The sequence below is a fragment of the Leptothoe sp. EHU-05/26/07-4 genome (genome assembly GCF_043421015.1).
GTDB lineage: Bacteria > Cyanobacteriota > Cyanobacteriia > Phormidesmidales > Phormidesmidaceae > Leptothoe > Leptothoe turfae.
The window spans coordinates 181,654-198,389 of sequence record NZ_JAXSQV010000006.1 but is presented as its reverse complement, the minus strand read 5'-3'; the positions used below and the strand labels follow the sequence as shown (position 1 = coordinate 198,389).

Below are 16,736 nucleotides of genomic sequence, written 5' to 3'. Positions count from 1 at the left end.
AATCATCGTCACAACTCTCGTTTGACTCCTGAATCGCCGAGATTTAGGCTGACCTTGATCTATGGAAGTCTTGACTAAAGTAACCGCCGCTTTTGCGCTAATCCCCGTCGTTGGCAGTGGAATTATTATCTCAACGCCCTTTCCACTACAAGCACAAACAATTGTGCCCACAAGCAACGCAACCCAAGCCACTGTTTCCGAACCAGGCATTATTGATATTAGTGGTGGCAATCAAGCAGGAAGCAATCTCTTCCATAGCTTTGAGCAATTCAACCTGGACCAGCACCAAACGGCAAACTTCCTGACCACCTCAAACACCCATACAGTCATCGGACAAGTCATCGGTGGCACTGCCTCCAATATTGATGGATTGCTCCAAGTAACCGGTAGTAATGCGGATCTGTACCTAGTGAACCCTGCTGGGCTGCTCTTTGGCCCCAATGCTCGTCTTGACCTTGGAGGTTCATTCACAGCTACAACCGCCACCCACCTTGGTACTGACGATCAATGGTTCGAGATCATGGGCGATCCGGACTACAGCACCTTGGTGACTCCCCCCAGCCATTTTGGCTTTAGTTACCCAAGTACCATCATCAACCAAGGCCAGCTCACTGTGCGTGAGGGACATAGCCTCAGACTGTTAGCCTCTCAAGTAACAAATACTGGCACGTTAAGTGCCCCTGATGGCGAAATCACCCTCTTGGCTACAGAACCGGGTCAGTCCATTCGACTGGCACAAATGGGCGGCCTATTAAGCTTAGAGATCTCCACCGAGCCTGACATCTCAGAGACTCTACCAGCCTTGATCACTGGTGGTGACTTCAACCACAGCAATGAGTTGGTCATTGGCAATGATGGTACAGCTACTCTCATACATCGTGATATTGCCAACAATATTCCAACTCCCTTTAGTCTCCAGAATGCTGGCAACATCTCTACCCAAGGCATCACAGGTGGTGAAATCAATCTTTTAGGAAACACTATTCAGGTACTTGAGAGTACCTTGAATGCTTCTGGTCACACCAGCGGAGGCTCAATTCGCATTGGAGGAGACTATCAAGGGCAAGGAAATTTACCCCATGCCTCTCAAACAGAAATTACGGCAACCACTAGCCTGGTTGCCGATGCCACCCAGGGGCATGGGGGCCAAGTAATTGTTTGGTCAGATGGCACAACAGTCTTTGATGGTAGCATTTCAGCTCAATCTGCAACGGGTCATGGCGGTCTGGTAGAAACCTCTGGACTGCATCAACTCACCATCGGAGACAATGCCAATGTCACAACCACTGCTCCTTACGGAGACGCAGGCATATGGCTCATCGACCCCATCGATCTCACAGTCATCGAAACAGGTGGTACTGGAGGCATTGTGGCAGGCACTAACGATGTCATTAACAGCTCCATTAATACGTCTACAATCGTCAGTTCATTAAATAGCACTAATGTCACTTTACAAGCCAGTAATTCCATTACTCTTGATGCAGCTATTAATGCTAGTGGCAACAGTTCTAGCAGAGATTTATTTATTGATACAAACACCTTAAATCTCAATGAGAAGATTACTCTTAAGGGCATTGGAGAACTATCAGGTTCGGCCAATACAGTGAATGTAGGCGCTAACGGCAGTATTCAAAATGCTGTGGATGCTGTCGCTGACGGTGGCACGGTAAATCTAGCGGCCACCACCTATCGTGAGCCTCACACCATCACCCTTAACCACTCCCTTAATCTTGTCGGGCAAGGTCAAGCCAGCACTTTTATCAGTGGTGATGTTGACAATAACGGGATTGGAGATCAACGAGTCTTTGATATCACCAGCAATGGAGACAATATCAATATTAATAATCTCACCATACAGGATGGCTCTAGCACGTCAGATGGTGCTGGTCTCAGGACATCTGGCAACAACGTTGCAATCAGTCATGTAACGTTTACCAACAATGAGGTCACAAGTAGTTCACAAGATGGTGGAGCCATTCAAAATAGAGGCTCGCTTATCCTGTCTAACACGATTTTCGACAATAATCGTAGTGCCTCTGATGGTGGAGCGATTGATATTGCTCAAGGTTCAGTTACAGTGGTTGATAGCACCTTTAATAACAACCAAGCTGGAGAACATGCTGGGGCCATCGATGTTGATCCCAATGGCATAGTTAGCATCTCCAATACAGATTTTTCTGACAACAGAGCAGGAACCAACGGCGGCGCAATTTTTAGTGAAGGTGCATTGAGCATCGACACGGCCTACTTTACTGAAAACCGTGCTAGCGATGCTGGTGGAGCCATCTTCTTAGACGATGATGGAGAGATTAGGGCCAGCCACTTCATGAATAATATGGCTGAAAGAGGTGGCGGGCTTTATAACCAAGGTGAACTCACCTTAGTGAACAGCACTGTTGCCAACAATCAGGCAACAGGAATAGGCACCTATGATGGCGGCGGCGGAATCTTAAATACTGCTGGAGGAGAGATCACGATTGATGCGACACTGATCAGTAATAATCTATCGGCTAAGAGTGGTGGCGGCATTCTCAATCTGGCTACTGATAGTGAAACTGAAATTGCGATCGCAAACAGCGCCATTGTTGGCAACCAAGCAGCTACCCTTGGAGGCGGCATTGAAATTGCTAGCGACTTCGGATTTTCGAACCTGTCACAGGTAACCATTACCAACAGCACTATCTCCGGTAATCAAGCTATCGTGGGCGGCGGACTCCGTACCGTTGGCCCCACAACACTCACAAACGTCACGGTAGCAGCCAATATCGCCACAACCTCTGGAGGTGGCATATCCGAAAACCTCACAACTTTATCTACTCCAGAGCTAATTAACACCATTGTGGCCAACAACCTTGCCCCAACTAATCCTGACATAGAGGGAGAGTTTAGCGATCTGGGAAACAACCTGATTGGCATCGATCAAGGCAGCACAGGTTTTATCTTTAGTAATCTGGTAGGCACAATCAATACTCCACTACAGCCAAGATTGACACCCCTTAACAACACTTTGGGCAATCTCCCATCACATCAGTTGCACAATGATAGCCCAGCCGCTAATACTGGCCATAATTCAGCAGCCACCATGGGCGATCAACACGGAAACCCTAGAATTATCGGTGGTATCATCGACATCGGTGCTGTCGAGAGCAATATTGTTAATGCAGTTTCTCCCCTACTAACAGAAACTGAAGGTCTTGAAACAAATGGATCTCAACCTCAAAATTCATCACGACCTATCTCAGGCAAGCCTCAGCCTTCCCCTGTTTTAGAACAGCTCCAGCCTCCTCATACACCCGCCGTACAATCAATTCGATTTAGCAATAGGGAAGCATTAATTCAAGCAGAAAAGCCGTTCCGCCGTCCCCTAAACCCACGTATAAGACCAACCCATATAACAGCCACAAACGGTCGCTTACAGTACTTTGACGAAGCAGCTTTTCAGGACTTAGAAGAGGCCTTGAGTAACGACTATGTAAATTATTGGCAATTGCCTCAAACTCAACCCGTCACCTTACAGTCAGTACAAAACATCCTAAATCAAGCTAATCACGACTATAAAAGTAAATCAGCAGTTATTTATGCTGTCTTTGTGCCTCCAGCCTCTAACACTGAGGCCGGTCTCGACAGATTTGCCTTACCTCGGACTCAGCAAAATGCCAGCCCAGAGGATCAACTACTGTTAATTTTGGTATCCGCTACTGGAGAACCCGTCCAACAATTGGTCGATGTGTCACGGGCTGAGCTAACTCAACAGGCAAAGCTATTTCGACTGGCTGTTTCAGACCCCGAAGACCCACTTAGCTATAAAGCCTTGGCTCGCCAAATGTATGGCTGGTTAGTAGCACCACTCACACAAGACTTGGAGGCAAAGCAAATTGATCATGTGATGTATTCTCTGGACCAAGGACTGAGAACCATTCCCCTAGCGGCAATGATGCAAGAGGACACCTTCATCATTGAAGAATATGGAGTATCTCTCATTCCTAGCATGGGGTTAATACAGCACCAGTTTGACAACACTATTTCTGTTCCTCGCTCACTCGTTGCTGGTGCGAACCAATTCGAGGCTCTCGATACCCTACCAGCCGTTCCCCTTGAACTCGATGTTGTTGCCCAAAGCCTCCAAACCAGAGAAATTCTTCTTAATGAAACATTTACGCTCGACAACTTTCTAAAGCTAAAAACATCACAACAACCAGAGTTATTACATTTAGCCACCCATGCTGAATTCAATGCAGGCAACTTAGAGCAGTCATTCATTCAATTTTGGGATACGCCACTTAACTTTCATCAAATGAAAACGCTAAGTTGGCCAGATTTAGAGCTCTTAATCCTGAGTGCTTGTGGGACAGCTTTAAGCAGCCCTGAAGCAGAACTAGGCTTTATCGGGCTAGCAGCAGCAGCAGGTATTGAAACTTCCATTGGGAGTCTATGGAATGTTTCGGACATAGGAACCCTGGCATTAATGACAGAGTTTTATCACCAGTTACCCCATACAACGCTCCGTCACCATTCTCTACAAAGAGCACAAATCTCTTTGATTACTGGGGCGGCCCATATCAATAACAATATACTGTACACATCTCAGGGAGATATAACCCTGCCCGTTGAGTTAAGGCTACCCACAACAGAGTTTTCGCATCCGTTCTACTGGGCAGGGTTCACGATGGTAGGCAATCCCTGGTACTAGTGTTGACACACAGACACATCCTTCAGTACAAACACGTACGTTACACCTCAAAACTTTACTGACTCTGAACATATCTTCTAGGGCTTTTTAAGTGTTTTTTACACTTCTTTAAGTCAAAAAGGATACATTGAAATCACTAAGGGATTTTCTAAATGTCCCATTAGCTCATCCTGATAAGACATGTACACCTGTCATGATCCAGTTCACCGTATTCACTTCGCAGCAAATAATAGCTGTACTGCAAAAAAGTCATCGGCTATCATCGGCCATACTAGCTAGCTGCCTTGGGTTAAGCTTGATAGCACCTAGCTATGCTGGAGAACGGATTCGCTGGACTCCTGATACAGATCGAGGTAACGTCGAATCAACCTTATCAGGTGGACGCAGAGGGCAAGAAGCCGTTAGTTGCAGCATTGATGATGGCGCAACTCGCTTAGCCCTGATGGTTCCAGGAGATCGATCAAACTTACTGACAACTAAGTCAAATCCTACATTGGCATGGCATGTAGCAACCACTATGCCAGTCTCAATGACATTGCATGTGTCGGATCCTGCTTTGGCGACTCCCATTTATACTCAAACGATTGAGCTAGAGAAAACTGCCACAGTCAGTGTGACTTTACCTGAAGACAACAGATTAGCTCTTCATAAGAAATATCGTTGGACAGTCTTTGTCTCATGCCCAGGAGATCACCACGCTGAAATTTCTGCCCGCAGCTTCGTTGAACATATAAACCGGGAATCCTTAGATGTAAGTAATCTATCTAGCCTGGAACGAGCAAGTACTTACGCAAACCAAGGTATTTGGTACGACGCTATCGCTGTGCTGCTTGCGGCTAGGAGTCAGGGGGTAACAGATGCTGAAACCATGGTGCAGACTCTTTTGGAACAAGGGCAAAGTCCAGCAGAAATACCGTTATCAGCGGTGGTACATCTCTAATCTCATTTAGGTAACCACCGTGTGGCTAAAGTACTGGCGATTACATCATGCACGGATGGTAACCCTTGGTAAAAACAGACAAGATTGGAGACGTTGCAAGAACGCTCTGGCATAGCGTCAGGAAAGCATATGGTTTTGGAGCCATGGCCAGTGTGATCACAGCCAGCAGCATCATAGGCTTGCGATCGCTGGGCAGTTTACAAATACTAGAACTACGTGCTTTTGACAAAATGTTGGCGCTGCGAGTGCCTGAATCCACTGATCCACGGGTCGTCATCGTTGGTCTTACTGATGCTGATTTGGATAACTACCTAGGTACTAACCATGTCAGTGATCAGACTATGGTGGATCTAATCCACCAAATTCAGATGCAACAGCCTCGCATTATCGGTCTAGATTTTTATCGTCATTTACCCAACGAACCTGGAAGCAAGAACTTAGCGACAGTATTTACCCATACTCCTAATCTTATCGGGATCGAAAAAGTAATTGGTAATCAGAAAGGCAATGCCATACCTGGCAACGCCATTTTGAAGAGTGCCGATCAAATCGCCGCCAGTGATGTTGTGGTCGATGCCGATGGCCGCGTTAGACGCGGCATATTATTTCCTGCGGCCAGTGGACACAATGTTATTGAGTCTCTTGGTTTGCGTCTAGCCCTTGAATATTTAGCTGGTGAACCTGATCAAATCGAGCCAGATTTAGAGTCTTCGATACTAACGCTTAAGAATGTTCAATTTCCTCCGATAGAGACCCATACAGGAGGATACGCTGAAACAGATGCGCAAGGATATCAGCTTCTCCTTAATTTTCGTCGACATAAAACCCCATTTAATGTTGTTTCGTTCAAACAAGTATTACGTAACGAAATTCCACCAGATTTGATGCGCGATCGCATCGTCTTAATCGGCAGCATGGCATTTAGTAAAGCTGATATTTTCTACACCGGAGGTCAACAGCCAAATGGACAACCCACAATTCAATTTGGTGTACAGCTACATGGAGAAATTGCTAGCCAGCTTATCAGTACGACCCTCGACGGTCGTCCCCTCATTCAGGCATGGCCCCAGTGGCTAGAAAGCCTGCTGATCATAGGTATTTCTATCTATGGCAGCTATCTTACTCAACAAGCAACCAAACTATGGCAGCGACTGACGCTGATTCCAGGCATCAGCTTGCTCGTGTTTGGTATCAGCTATGGAACATTGAGCTTTACAGGACTCTGGCTACCCGTTGTCCCTATGCTTTTGGGATTATGGATCGCCGCCGGGCTCTCAGGGGCACATCGCACCACACAATTACAGGTCCTTTCCACCAACGATAAATTAACTGGGCTAGCCAATCGCCGCACATTTGATGAGAGTCTGCAACAAGCGTGGTTTAGGGCCTTGAGAGCGCAACACCCCTTGGCCCTGATTGTTGGTGACGTAGACCATTTCAAAAAATATAATGATACCTACGGTCACCCCCAGGGGGATGAATGCCTCAAACAGGTGGCTCAGGCCATCCGCACCACTGTTAAAGCGAGTGGTGCGTTAAATGCTCGCTATGGTGGTGAAGAATTTGTTGTGCTGCTACCCAATACCTCAGCGGAACAAGGGACTGCGATCGCACGTGCCATTTTATCGAAGCTAGCCGCCTACAACTTGCCCCATACCGCCTCTGAAACAGCCGACTATGTCACCATGAGCTTAGGTGTAACCAGCTTTGTGCCAACATTAGAAATTCCACCGAGTGCCCTAGTTGAGATGGCTGACCTGGGCTTATATACCGCCAAAAAGTCAGGGCGCAATTGCGTTTGTCTACATCAGCCCAACACCCTCGACCAGCTTCCCAATCAACACCTGCAAAAATAGCGTCTGCCACTGTGACAGGAGCCAACCCTTCAGGGCTAACGCGTCAGCCCTGAAGGGCATTTAGTCTGTAACTTTCACAGCTTCAAACAAGCGAGAAAAGTAAAACTGTGTTGCTGTAAATTCCTTACGCTTAATCTGCCAGCCGTTTGCCTTCAAAGCTGCACGAATATCGGCCTCACGGTGGAGATAAGCACGAGTTGCTTTACTTGGGCCCGGGAAAAACTCGCCAATACGCTTAAGTAGGGTATAGAAGGGGGTTTTCGGAGCAAAGCTAAGGATCAGTCTGTCCTCAGCCAAAGAACTTAAATGGGCAATCATGTCACCAGCCTTTTCTTGAGGATAGTGAATCAGTACATCCAAACAAATAACTGTGTGATAGCTACCGTCTAGGGTTTCTAAATCCTGCGCATCAAAGGTAGGTACAGACTCTGGCGGCAACAGTTCCTTGGCACGAAAACTAGCTTCTTCTACCATTTTCTCGGAGATATCACTCGCAGATACTACTGCACCCATCTCCGCTAAAGGAATACTGAGACTACCGACACCACAGCCAGCATCACAGACAGACAGACCCTGAGCATTATCATCCTGCTTAAACCAGTAAAGAACGTGATCAACAGTTTGCTGATGCCCTTCTCGAATGTCTCGCTGGACTTTATTGACCTGACCGTCTCCATAGATACGGCTCCAACGATCGAAACCTTGGGCATTAAAATAATTACGAACGATGGTTTTATCGTCAGTTGCACTCGTCATAGGATTGGCCAGAAGTGATCATTAGGATTTCTCTACCGTCAGATCCTATTACGTTTTGGCAATCTGAAGTGTAGTGAAAATATGGGCAATACCTTATTCGTCTAAAATTCTCTGCCAGCTGAGAGTCGTGCCATCGTAGTGCCAACGGAGTAAGTTGGCAGTTTGTCTGGGAGCTAATCCTGGCAGCCCTACAGCCTGGCGTGGTCTTTCGGTAGCCAAGACGATTGCCTCATTGACATCACATAACCCCCATTGGACCAAATTGGTTACCCCCTTCAGTAAGGGCTGGGTAGTGCCTGACAAGGTCCCGTCCGGCAATCGAGCCGTACCGTCTACCACCTCAATCTCACGACTATCCCAGGGATAGGTACCATCCGGTAAACCCAGGGGAGCCAATGCATCACTCACCAGAAACAGACCGCCCTTGACACCTTCAGATGTACCCCGTCCGGCTCGTAGCAACAGGTCGAGCATCGTAGGACACACATGCTGGCCATCGGCAATCAGACCTGCATACACATTGGGCTGGGTTAACGCAGCCCCTAGCAACCCAGGTTCACGGTGATGTAATCCTGGCATGGCATTGAATGCATGGGTCACCATTGAGGCTCCTTGGGCAAAGGCTTGCTGAGCTTGGGTTGATGTCGCCAGGGAGTGGCCAAGACTGACAATGATGTTTTGCGATCGCAACCAGGGAATCACCGCAGCATCGGTTTCTATTTCTGGAGCCAGGGTAACGATCTTAACTACGTCAATACAGCCCCCCAATAACCCTTGAACGCGATCCAGTGAAAGCGACTGCAAATAGTCCTGAGGATGCGCTCCTCGCTTAGCCGGATTCAAAAATGGACCCTCTAGATGTGCCCCCAAAACCACAGCATGCCGTGGCTGCCTGTTAAAACCTTGAGTCTGGTAATCCTGAATTACAGAGAGACTGCGTTGAATTTTATCTGGATGGGCTGTCACCAGAGTGGGGGTAAACGCATCAATCCCCTGACTCCACAAAAAACTAGCTGCTTTCTGCAGTTCTACAGGATCAGTCAAATCAGGAAATGCCAACCCTAAAACGCCATTGATCTGTAAATCCACACCCCCTAGGGAAACCCAATCGCCGTTGAGGTCAATTACCTGTACTGCATTAGCCGACACTTTAGCCATGGGTAACATAGAGCGCAGCTGATGGCCGACTACCTCAAGACAATAGAGTCCCGACAGATGAGGTAATCGTGCACTTAGCAAAATTGACATGGGCAGTTGCAATTCAAATCTTTGTACGAATCATCCCATAGGAACCCGGTAGGCTAACAACAGCAACTCTGGCACAGCCAGATATAACGTTTCACCTTTCATCCCATGACTTCTCCTCTTGTTGGCATCATTATGGGCAGCGACTCTGATCTGCCCACTATGGAAGCAGCCATTACCGTTTGCGAAGACTTTGGTATTCCTCACGAAGTGGCCATTGTATCGGCTCATCGCACCCCAAAACGCATGGTGAGTTACGCTCAAACCGCTGTCGAACGAGGCCTAAAAGTCATTATTGCTGGGGCTGGTGGAGCTGCTCATCTGCCCGGCATGGTGGCCGCCCTGACGCCACTTCCTGTGATTGGCGTCCCTGTAAAAAGCCGCGCCATGCAAGGCATAGACTCACTTTATTCCATCGTCCAAATGCCCGGTGGCATCCCAGTGGCAACGGTAGCGATTGGCAATGCAAAAAATGCGGGTCTGTTAGCGGTGCAAATATTGGCAACATGCGATCGCAAGCTCCTCGAACGCGTCCAAGCTTATCGGAAATCCCTTGAAGATAGCGTCCTGGAAAAACAAACTCGACTCAACGAACTGGGTCACCATCCCTACCTAAAAACAATGTTCCCTTCAAAGGACACAAAAGAGAACACATAGCAGCAAGGGTTTTAGGCTGTCAATAATATTAATTTTTGAAAATAAGCCAAAATAATGAGGTCTCAAACCCCGAATATTCCAGTCACACAAACCAAGTGTATTACTTGATACAGAATGACTTGGCTGAAATTGGTGGAATCTATCTAATAGATATGCACAATGCACCAAAGAGAAACCAGACGCTTAAGGCTAGGTGTTTAGGGCGCAGAATGTGGCAGATCTGCCATTCATGATGGTGAAAATTCTTAACTAAGATTTTCTCCAATTTTTGGCAGAGCCATATCACGGTCCTAAATCTCTTGTCGGTCATTGAGTATCTTGAACTGTCAAGGTCCCCTCACACAAAGACATCACTGTCTAGGGCTGGATCCTTTGAGAGTGAGTTTTAGTTGATTGGATTGTGTTGTAGGAACGTCTGTTGAGATGTCTAGTCTAAATTTGAGCCGCAAGGCGAGACGGCGTAAATCGTCTGTCTGGAATTCTTATGCGCCGCCATTTGATCAGATGGCTAAGCGCTTTTTTGGCAGAAGCTTTTCATGGGCTTGGTTAGGTTGTATCCCCCTGGCATTAGTAATCGTTGCCACGTGGAATACTGCAGCCCATGCTCAAGAAGATGCAATTACTGCTGACAATGTTCAGTTTGTTTTGGATAACATCTGGGTGCTGATCGCAGCCATTCTGGTGATCTTTATGAACGCTGGTTTCGGAATGTTGGAAACCGGTTTCTGTCGCCAGAAGAATGCTGTCAATATTCTTTCCAAGAATTTGATCGTGTTTGCCCTTGCTACATTGTCTTTTTGGGCAATTGGTTTTGGTCTTATGTTTAACGAGGCCAACCCTGTTTTTGGTATGGGTAATTTCTTCCTGTCCGGTTTGTCTACAACCGAGCCCTATGCAGGTAACTTAACTGCTCCTGTGTTCTTCCTATTCCAGGCAGCTTTTGCAGGTACTGCAGCAACTATCGTGTCTGGTGCCGTTGCAGAGCGGATCAAATTCATTGACTTCATTCTCTTTAGCATTCTGCTGACCGCCATTTCGTACCCCATCACTGGTCACTGGGTCTGGTCTGGCAATGGCTGGCTAGGTAACCTGGGCTTTTTTGATTTTGCTGGTTCCACCGTTGTTCACTCCGTGGGTGGGTGGGCCGCTTTAGTTGGTGCCGCTATCCTTGGCCCTCGTCTTGGTAAGTACCAAGATGGTCAGATTAATGCGATTCCTGGCCACAACATGAGTATTGCTACCCTTGGCTGTCTTGTCCTTTGGATCGGCTGGTTTGGCTTTAACCCTGGTTCTGAGCTAGCAGCTAGCGCATCTGTACCTTATATTGCTGTAACCACTAACTTGGCGGCAGCAGCTGGTGGTGTAGCCGCAACTGTAACTGCTTGGATCATGAGCGGTAAGCCTGACCTATCCATGATTATCAACGGTATTTTGGCTGGGCTGGTAGGTATCACGGCTGGCTGTGCTGTTGTTGGTTACTGGGGTGCGATCATCATTGGTCTGCTTGCAGGTATCCTTGTTGTCTTCTCCGTTAGCTTCTTTGACAGCATCAAAATTGATGACCCCGTGGGCGCTATTTCCGTACACCTTGTGTGCGGTATGTGGGGGACCCTTGCCGTAGGTTTGTTTGATACCACATCTGGCCTGTTCTACAGCGGTAGCATCGAGCAGCTCATCTCTCAGGTGATCGGTATCGTTGCCATTGGTCTGTTTACTGTTGTATTCAGTGCCATTGTTTGGACCATCCTGAAGTCTGCGTTTGGTCTACGTGTCTCTGCTGAGGAAGAGCTGAAGGGCTTGGATATTGGCGAGCACGGCATGGAAGCTTACAGCGGTTTCCTGAAGGACACTAGCGATATGGGCGGTGTTGCCTAAGCTTGTTAAGTCGTTCCGGTTCTTTATAAATACTTAGAACCTATAAGGAATAGCGTTTTAGAGGTGGGTGGTTTCATTCAGGAAACCGCCCACCTTTATTTTTCGGAGAATTAAAGCCTTAGGGGTGTACCGAGCTTTTTCCGTGGCCCCTTGCCCAAAAGCCTTCGAACTTTACAGAGCTTTTTCCGTGGCCCCTTAGCAGCTTGCCATCCTTGGAAGGATGGCAAGCTGCTCTTCTGACGCCTTACACCTCTCCTCTAAGCTTAGTTACAATTCCTCCGCAGCCTGGATAGGCACTGATAAGGTTGGGGCAGTTGGGCGAAGAGTCTCGACATCAATTAAATCCTACAGTTAATGGGCAATCCGGCTTCAGTTTTAGACGAGCTGCTTGCGGTCTTACCGGCACTAAGGCCACAAATGTATTTCAAAACATCGCTGACGGCCCTTTCCCATGCGATGGAAGATCAGGTATTGGCGGGGGACGATCGTCCTTTGATGATTGCCAGCTTTCAGCAGGAACGCTTTTATCGTCAAGAAGCTCATCGTTACTTACGACTCGCTGACATTACGCCTCAAATTTATGTGTTAGCAGCCACCAATACCAAGTTTGCCAATGCTGATGGCACTGTCAGGCATGAAACCATTGCCTTTGATCCTGAAGATGCGCTGGTGCATGAATGGCACCTCGTAGTTTTGGGCCAACAGTACACGGCCTGTTTGGTTTGCCGTGAGCATCATGGTTCGCAAAAACCTAGGGTTTTAAACGGTGCACCTGCGTTTGATCAAAGCCGTCGTTTTGAAGGTATTTGGACGCTTGATCGGCGTGTCTGTGAACAGGCAGCTTATATTTTGTTGAAGCGTATTGCTCACTATCGACCAGATTTATCCGATAAAATCACCCAAGCTCAGACTGATTTTTTGCCAGCAGACCTACTTGGGGGTAAACCTTATAACGCTGAGGTTACTGAGTCCTATCCCTTTGCTCAGCGATTAGTTACGTATGTGCAGGCTAGTCAGTACAAGCTACTTAAAGCCTATAAAACGATGGCCGCTCAAGAAAATCGTGAGCGGTTGATCAATTCAATTACAGCGGCTATTCGTCAGTCATTGAACCCAACTGAGGTGTTTGCGATCGCAACCCACGAACTCGGGCAAGAAATTTCTGCTTGTCGCTGCATTATTTATCGTAGTGACCGTTACGACAGTATTGAAATTCAACATGAATTCCGGCAACCAAATATCACCTCTCTCAAAGGCGAAGTCTGGCCTCTTATCGAAAATCCTCTGTTCCAAACTGTCAACCGACAACGGGAATCCCTGACCTACTCACAAACCCCAGTTGGTAGCCAACAGAAGAATCAAATCGACGATATCTCTACTATTGATGGTTTATTAAACCAATGGGATATTCATAGCTGCTTACTAGTACCTCTAATTTACCAAGAGCGGTTACTAGGAATGATTGAGCTTCACCAGTGCAGCGATACCCCACAACCCTGGAGCAAAAACGATATCAGTCTGGTGGAAGCCGTTGCCGCTCAACTCAGTGTAGCTGTAATTCAAGCTGAAGCCTATGCAAATCTAGAAAGTCTCAACCAACAGCTAGAAGCCCTCGATCGAACACGCAGCAATCTCATCGCCATTACTGGCCACGAGCTACGCACCCCCCTATCGACTATTCGAGTCTGCCTAGAAAGTATTTTTACAGAGCCTGACATGCCCATGGATATGCGGCAAGCGATGTTGCAAACTGCCATGGATGACTCTGAACGCATGCAACGGCTCGTCCAAGATTTCTTAACCCTATCGCGCCTTGAAAGTGGTCGTATTGAATGGAACCTGGAGTCCCTTGCTCTAAGCGAATGTGTTGCCCTTGCCTTAAGCAGTCGACGAACAATGACCAGTTCCTCGACAATTATGGTTGACTTACCAGAGTCCCTACCTTTGATTCGGGGCGACGGTGAATGGATCGTTGAGGTACTTACCAAGCTACTGGACAACGCTTGTAAATTTACGGCGGCCAACGGAAATATCTCCATCCAAGCCCACATCAAAGACAATGCGTTTGTAGAAGTCTCAGTCAATGACAGTGGCCGAGGCATTGAGCCAGAGCGATTAGAAACGGTCTTCGAACGTTTTTACCAAGAAGAAGGGGCACTCCGCAGATCAGTGGGTGGAACAGGTTTGGGACTTGCCATTTGCCGTCAAATTGTAGAAGCGCAGGGCGGCAAAATTTGGGCCACATCTAAAGGCAAAGATCAGGGCACGCAAATTCACTTCACATTGCCCATCGCAGCTCAGCAATCAAACCACAGAACAAAAAAGCGCTCAGGTATCAAATCATCCCATCCTAAAAAGATTTCAGTCTCATAAAGCCCATGGCTCTATGGAGAGTAAATATTTCGAATTTAGGGCATTACAGCCATAGGGGGCAGCACACTGCTGTTCCCCGAAAACTCAGTGCATTTCAGATCTTTTAGCCTAGATCCCTTCAGGTAAGGGTTGCCCAAACTGTAGCGGCACAGGTAAGTCCGTTTGCACAATCGTGCGCTCAGCGGCAGGTTGTTGAATAGTCTGAAAATCAGGTGGGTCACGATCTTCCACAACTGTCTGGTCTTCTTCAGATAAAGACGATAATTCAACCGGAGCCAGTGCAGTTGACGCCGACCTTGCAGGAGCAGGCATCTCGACGTCTGGCACAGCGGCAGATGACTCCCCTGGCATCTTGACAGCAGGAGTCGGCTCTTCCGCTGCTACAGTCTCATCACCAGCGACAGCCACATCTGCGTTCTGCGTTACCTCCGCACTAATCGGCTCAGCGGCAGCGACAGGTTGCTCACTCGTACTGGCAGCGAGATCTGGTAGCGTCGATTGCCGTGATTCCGCTTCTAAAACTACTGTTGGCGTCAAGACATCTTCTGTACTAGTATCTTCAAGCTCTGGAACCTTCATAGGTGGCAATTCTGGCACCTCTGCATCAACGACAGCCACTGGAGCAGCATCGTCAGAAGCATTATTATCTTCTATAGATCGAACGTTAACGTCTGCTAGAGGTGGAACACTGACCCCATCATTCTCTTCTAAGGGTGGAACACTCACTACACCGCTAGAAGCCTCAGAATCATAGGGATCAATGGGCAGTGCTGTTGTGGTTGTCGAGCTTTGAGGAATGCGTAGATTCGCTGCGGCAAGACTGACATTATGATCGTCAGAGTTCTGGGCTGGGGTTAGGGAAGTACTCTGGGCAACTGTATTGTTTTCAGCAATTAACGGGCGAAAACGCCAATGTCGTTGACCATCATCACTATCATCAAATTGAATGTCAGCCTGCTCAGGGGATAGAACTATTTCCGGAGATAATTCAATGACAACCCTGACATTCTCTGGGGTGTACTGGGCTACCCGAATATTTTTGACAGCTCCATCATAAATCTGCTCTGGGTCAATATCGCCAATGTCTGTGTTGGGGATATCGAGGACTAAGCGTGGGGGTTCTGAAAGTAGAAAAAACTCTGGAAAAACCTCGTCAGACAAGGAAAATGTTAGTTCATTGCTACTCGTATCAAACGACCAATTCTGTAGATTTTCTGCGAATGCTGGTGCCATTGATAAAGCAAGAGCAATCAGGCTACCTCCTAACGACTGATGCAAACAGTGCTTGAATGCCATAAAACTACCCCACAGAACACCAACAGACACAATTAAAAGTAAAAGGATACGGTACTTTGTCAAATACGACCCATATTTTTGATAAAAATTCCCCACGCCTCATAGATTTATCGGCCATGATAAGTGCAGTCAGAAACCATTAAACCGTTGCTGATTGAGACGATAAATCCATCTGTATAGCTTGCCAACAGCCTCAATTTGACAGATGGAATCATCACGAGGTCAGCAACACCCGATTAAATATCCGCAGTCTTTTGAAAGGAAACATCTAAGTCTATGGAAATGCATGAGCTGTTAACGCTAATTTTGCTATTAAGCCCTGGTCTTCTGCTATCTGCGGTTGTTATGTCAGCCATGGCATTTGGTGGCTAATGAGCCGGGTTTTAGCTGGCGATTAGATCCACTAAATCGCTCACAAACTTGATTGAATCAGCAATAAAGGACGTACTTCGAGGTATCTGCCATGGTGATGGTTGAGTCCACAATGTTGGCATTGGGAACCCAAGCTCCAGAATTTTCATTAATCGATGTTGTGTCGGGTGACACTGTCACCCTGGAGAATTTTTCAGGCAGCAAAGCGCTGTTAGTCATGTTTATTTGCGTCCATTGCCCATTTGTCAAACATGTGGAACAAGAACTAGCCCAAATTGGGCATGACTATGCCGAGCAAGGCTTAAGCATTATCGCCATTAGTGCCAATAGCATTCAGACGCACCCCCAAGATGCTCCCGAGCATATGAAAACTCAAGCGACAACCCAGGGGTTCAACTTTCCCTATTGTTATGACGAAACTCAAGGCGTAGCCAAGTCCTATACCGCTGCCTGCACCCCCGATTTCTTCTTATTTGATGGCGCGCTGAAGTTAGCCTATAGAGGACAGCTAGATGATAGCCGCCCTAGTAATGGCAAACCAGTCACAGGCAAAGACCTACGCCAGGCAATTGATACGCTCCTGGCCGGACAGGGCTTATCTGACGACCAGATACCCAGCGTTGGGTGCAATATCAAATGGACTCCAGGTCAGGCTCCTGCCTATTTTGGGGCTTAA

10 protein-coding genes are annotated in these 16,736 nt (G+C 47.4%); 7 read left to right on the top strand and 3 right to left on the bottom strand.

From position 1 onward, the window contains the following. The first annotated feature begins 61 nt into the window (after window positions 1–61). From U2F10_RS22845 to U2F10_RS22835, 3 genes are all read left to right on the top strand, one after another. Window positions 62–4,690, top strand: coding sequence for a CHAT domain-containing protein (locus U2F10_RS22845; protein ID WP_499873358.1), 4,629 nt, complete (start codon window positions 62–64; stop codon window positions 4,688–4,690). A 295-nt stretch (window positions 4,691–4,985) separates the two neighbouring features. Further along, entirely contained in the window at window positions 4,986–5,630 is a 645-nt protein-coding gene (locus U2F10_RS22840) for a DUF928 domain-containing protein (protein ID WP_172642609.1), read from the top strand. A 143-nt stretch (window positions 5,631–5,773) separates the two neighbouring features. After that, on the top strand, window positions 5,774–7,486 hold the full coding sequence (locus U2F10_RS22835; protein WP_499873357.1) for a CHASE2 domain-containing protein: 1,713 nt from the start codon (window positions 5,774–5,776) through the stop codon (window positions 7,484–7,486). Window positions 7,487–7,546: 60 nt separating this feature from the next. Here the strand turns inward: U2F10_RS22835 and bchM are convergent, their stop codons facing one another. Both bchM and nagA read right to left on the bottom strand, forming a co-directional pair. Next, on the bottom strand, window positions 7,547–8,242 hold the full coding sequence (gene bchM, locus U2F10_RS22830; protein ID WP_163665779.1) for a magnesium protoporphyrin IX methyltransferase: 696 nt from the start codon (window positions 8,240–8,242) through the stop codon (window positions 7,547–7,549). A 93-nt stretch (window positions 8,243–8,335) separates the two neighbouring features. Then, the gene (gene nagA, locus U2F10_RS22825) at window positions 8,336–9,490 is read right to left on the bottom strand and encodes an N-acetylglucosamine-6-phosphate deacetylase (RefSeq protein ID WP_499873356.1); all 1,155 of its coding nucleotides are present in this window, start codon (window positions 9,488–9,490) and stop codon (window positions 8,336–8,338) included. 105 nt (window positions 9,491–9,595) lie between these two features. On the opposite strand from nagA, the gene purE reads away from it, so the two are divergent. From purE to U2F10_RS22810, 3 genes are all read left to right on the top strand, one after another. Further along, window positions 9,596–10,144, top strand: coding sequence for a 5-(carboxyamino)imidazole ribonucleotide mutase (gene purE, locus U2F10_RS22820; protein ID WP_163665784.1), 549 nt, complete (start codon window positions 9,596–9,598; stop codon window positions 10,142–10,144). 423 nt (window positions 10,145–10,567) lie between these two features. Further along, entirely contained in the window at window positions 10,568–12,019 is a 1,452-nt protein-coding gene (locus tag U2F10_RS22815; protein WP_499873355.1) for an ammonium transporter, read from the top strand. Between the two features lie 354 nt (window positions 12,020–12,373). Next, entirely contained in the window at window positions 12,374–14,392 is a 2,019-nt protein-coding gene (locus tag U2F10_RS22810) for a DICT sensory domain-containing protein (protein WP_499867825.1), read from the top strand. Between the two features lie 108 nt (window positions 14,393–14,500). On the opposite strand, the gene U2F10_RS22805 is transcribed toward U2F10_RS22810, so the two are convergent. Continuing rightward, on the bottom strand, window positions 14,501–15,688 hold the full coding sequence (locus U2F10_RS22805) for an AMIN domain-containing protein (RefSeq protein WP_499873354.1): 1,188 nt from the start codon (window positions 15,686–15,688) through the stop codon (window positions 14,501–14,503). A gap of 463 nt (window positions 15,689–16,151) precedes the next feature. Between U2F10_RS22805 and U2F10_RS22800 the strand changes: the two genes are divergently transcribed. Continuing rightward, window positions 16,152–16,736 carry a thioredoxin family protein gene (locus U2F10_RS22800; RefSeq protein WP_163701876.1) on the top strand — a complete coding sequence of 195 codons (585 nt, stop codon included), beginning with the start codon at window positions 16,152–16,154 and terminating at the stop codon, window positions 16,734–16,736.

Excerpts from the sequence above, each read along its gene's own strand:
- U2F10_RS22800 (WP_163701876.1), top strand. The coding sequence starts at position 16,152 with ATGGTGATGGTTGAGTCCACAATGTTGGCATTGGGAACCCAAGCTCCA.
- U2F10_RS22815 (WP_499873355.1), top strand. The coding sequence starts at position 10,568 with ATGTCTAGTCTAAATTTGAGCCGCAAGGCGAGACGGCGTAAATCGTCT.
- nagA (WP_499873356.1), bottom strand. The coding sequence starts at position 9,490 with ATGTCAATTTTGCTAAGTGCACGATTACCTCATCTGTCGGGACTCTAT.
- U2F10_RS22845 (WP_499873358.1), top strand. The coding sequence starts at position 62 with ATGGAAGTCTTGACTAAAGTAACCGCCGCTTTTGCGCTAATCCCCGTC.
- bchM (WP_163665779.1), bottom strand. The coding sequence starts at position 8,242 with ATGACGAGTGCAACTGACGATAAAACCATCGTTCGTAATTATTTTAAT.
- U2F10_RS22810 (WP_499867825.1), top strand. The coding sequence starts at position 12,374 with ATGGGCAATCCGGCTTCAGTTTTAGACGAGCTGCTTGCGGTCTTACCG.
- U2F10_RS22835 (WP_499873357.1), top strand. The coding sequence starts at position 5,774 with ATGGCCAGTGTGATCACAGCCAGCAGCATCATAGGCTTGCGATCGCTG.
- U2F10_RS22805 (WP_499873354.1), bottom strand. The coding sequence starts at position 15,688 with ATGGCATTCAAGCACTGTTTGCATCAGTCGTTAGGAGGTAGCCTGATT.
- purE (WP_163665784.1), top strand. The coding sequence starts at position 9,596 with ATGACTTCTCCTCTTGTTGGCATCATTATGGGCAGCGACTCTGATCTG.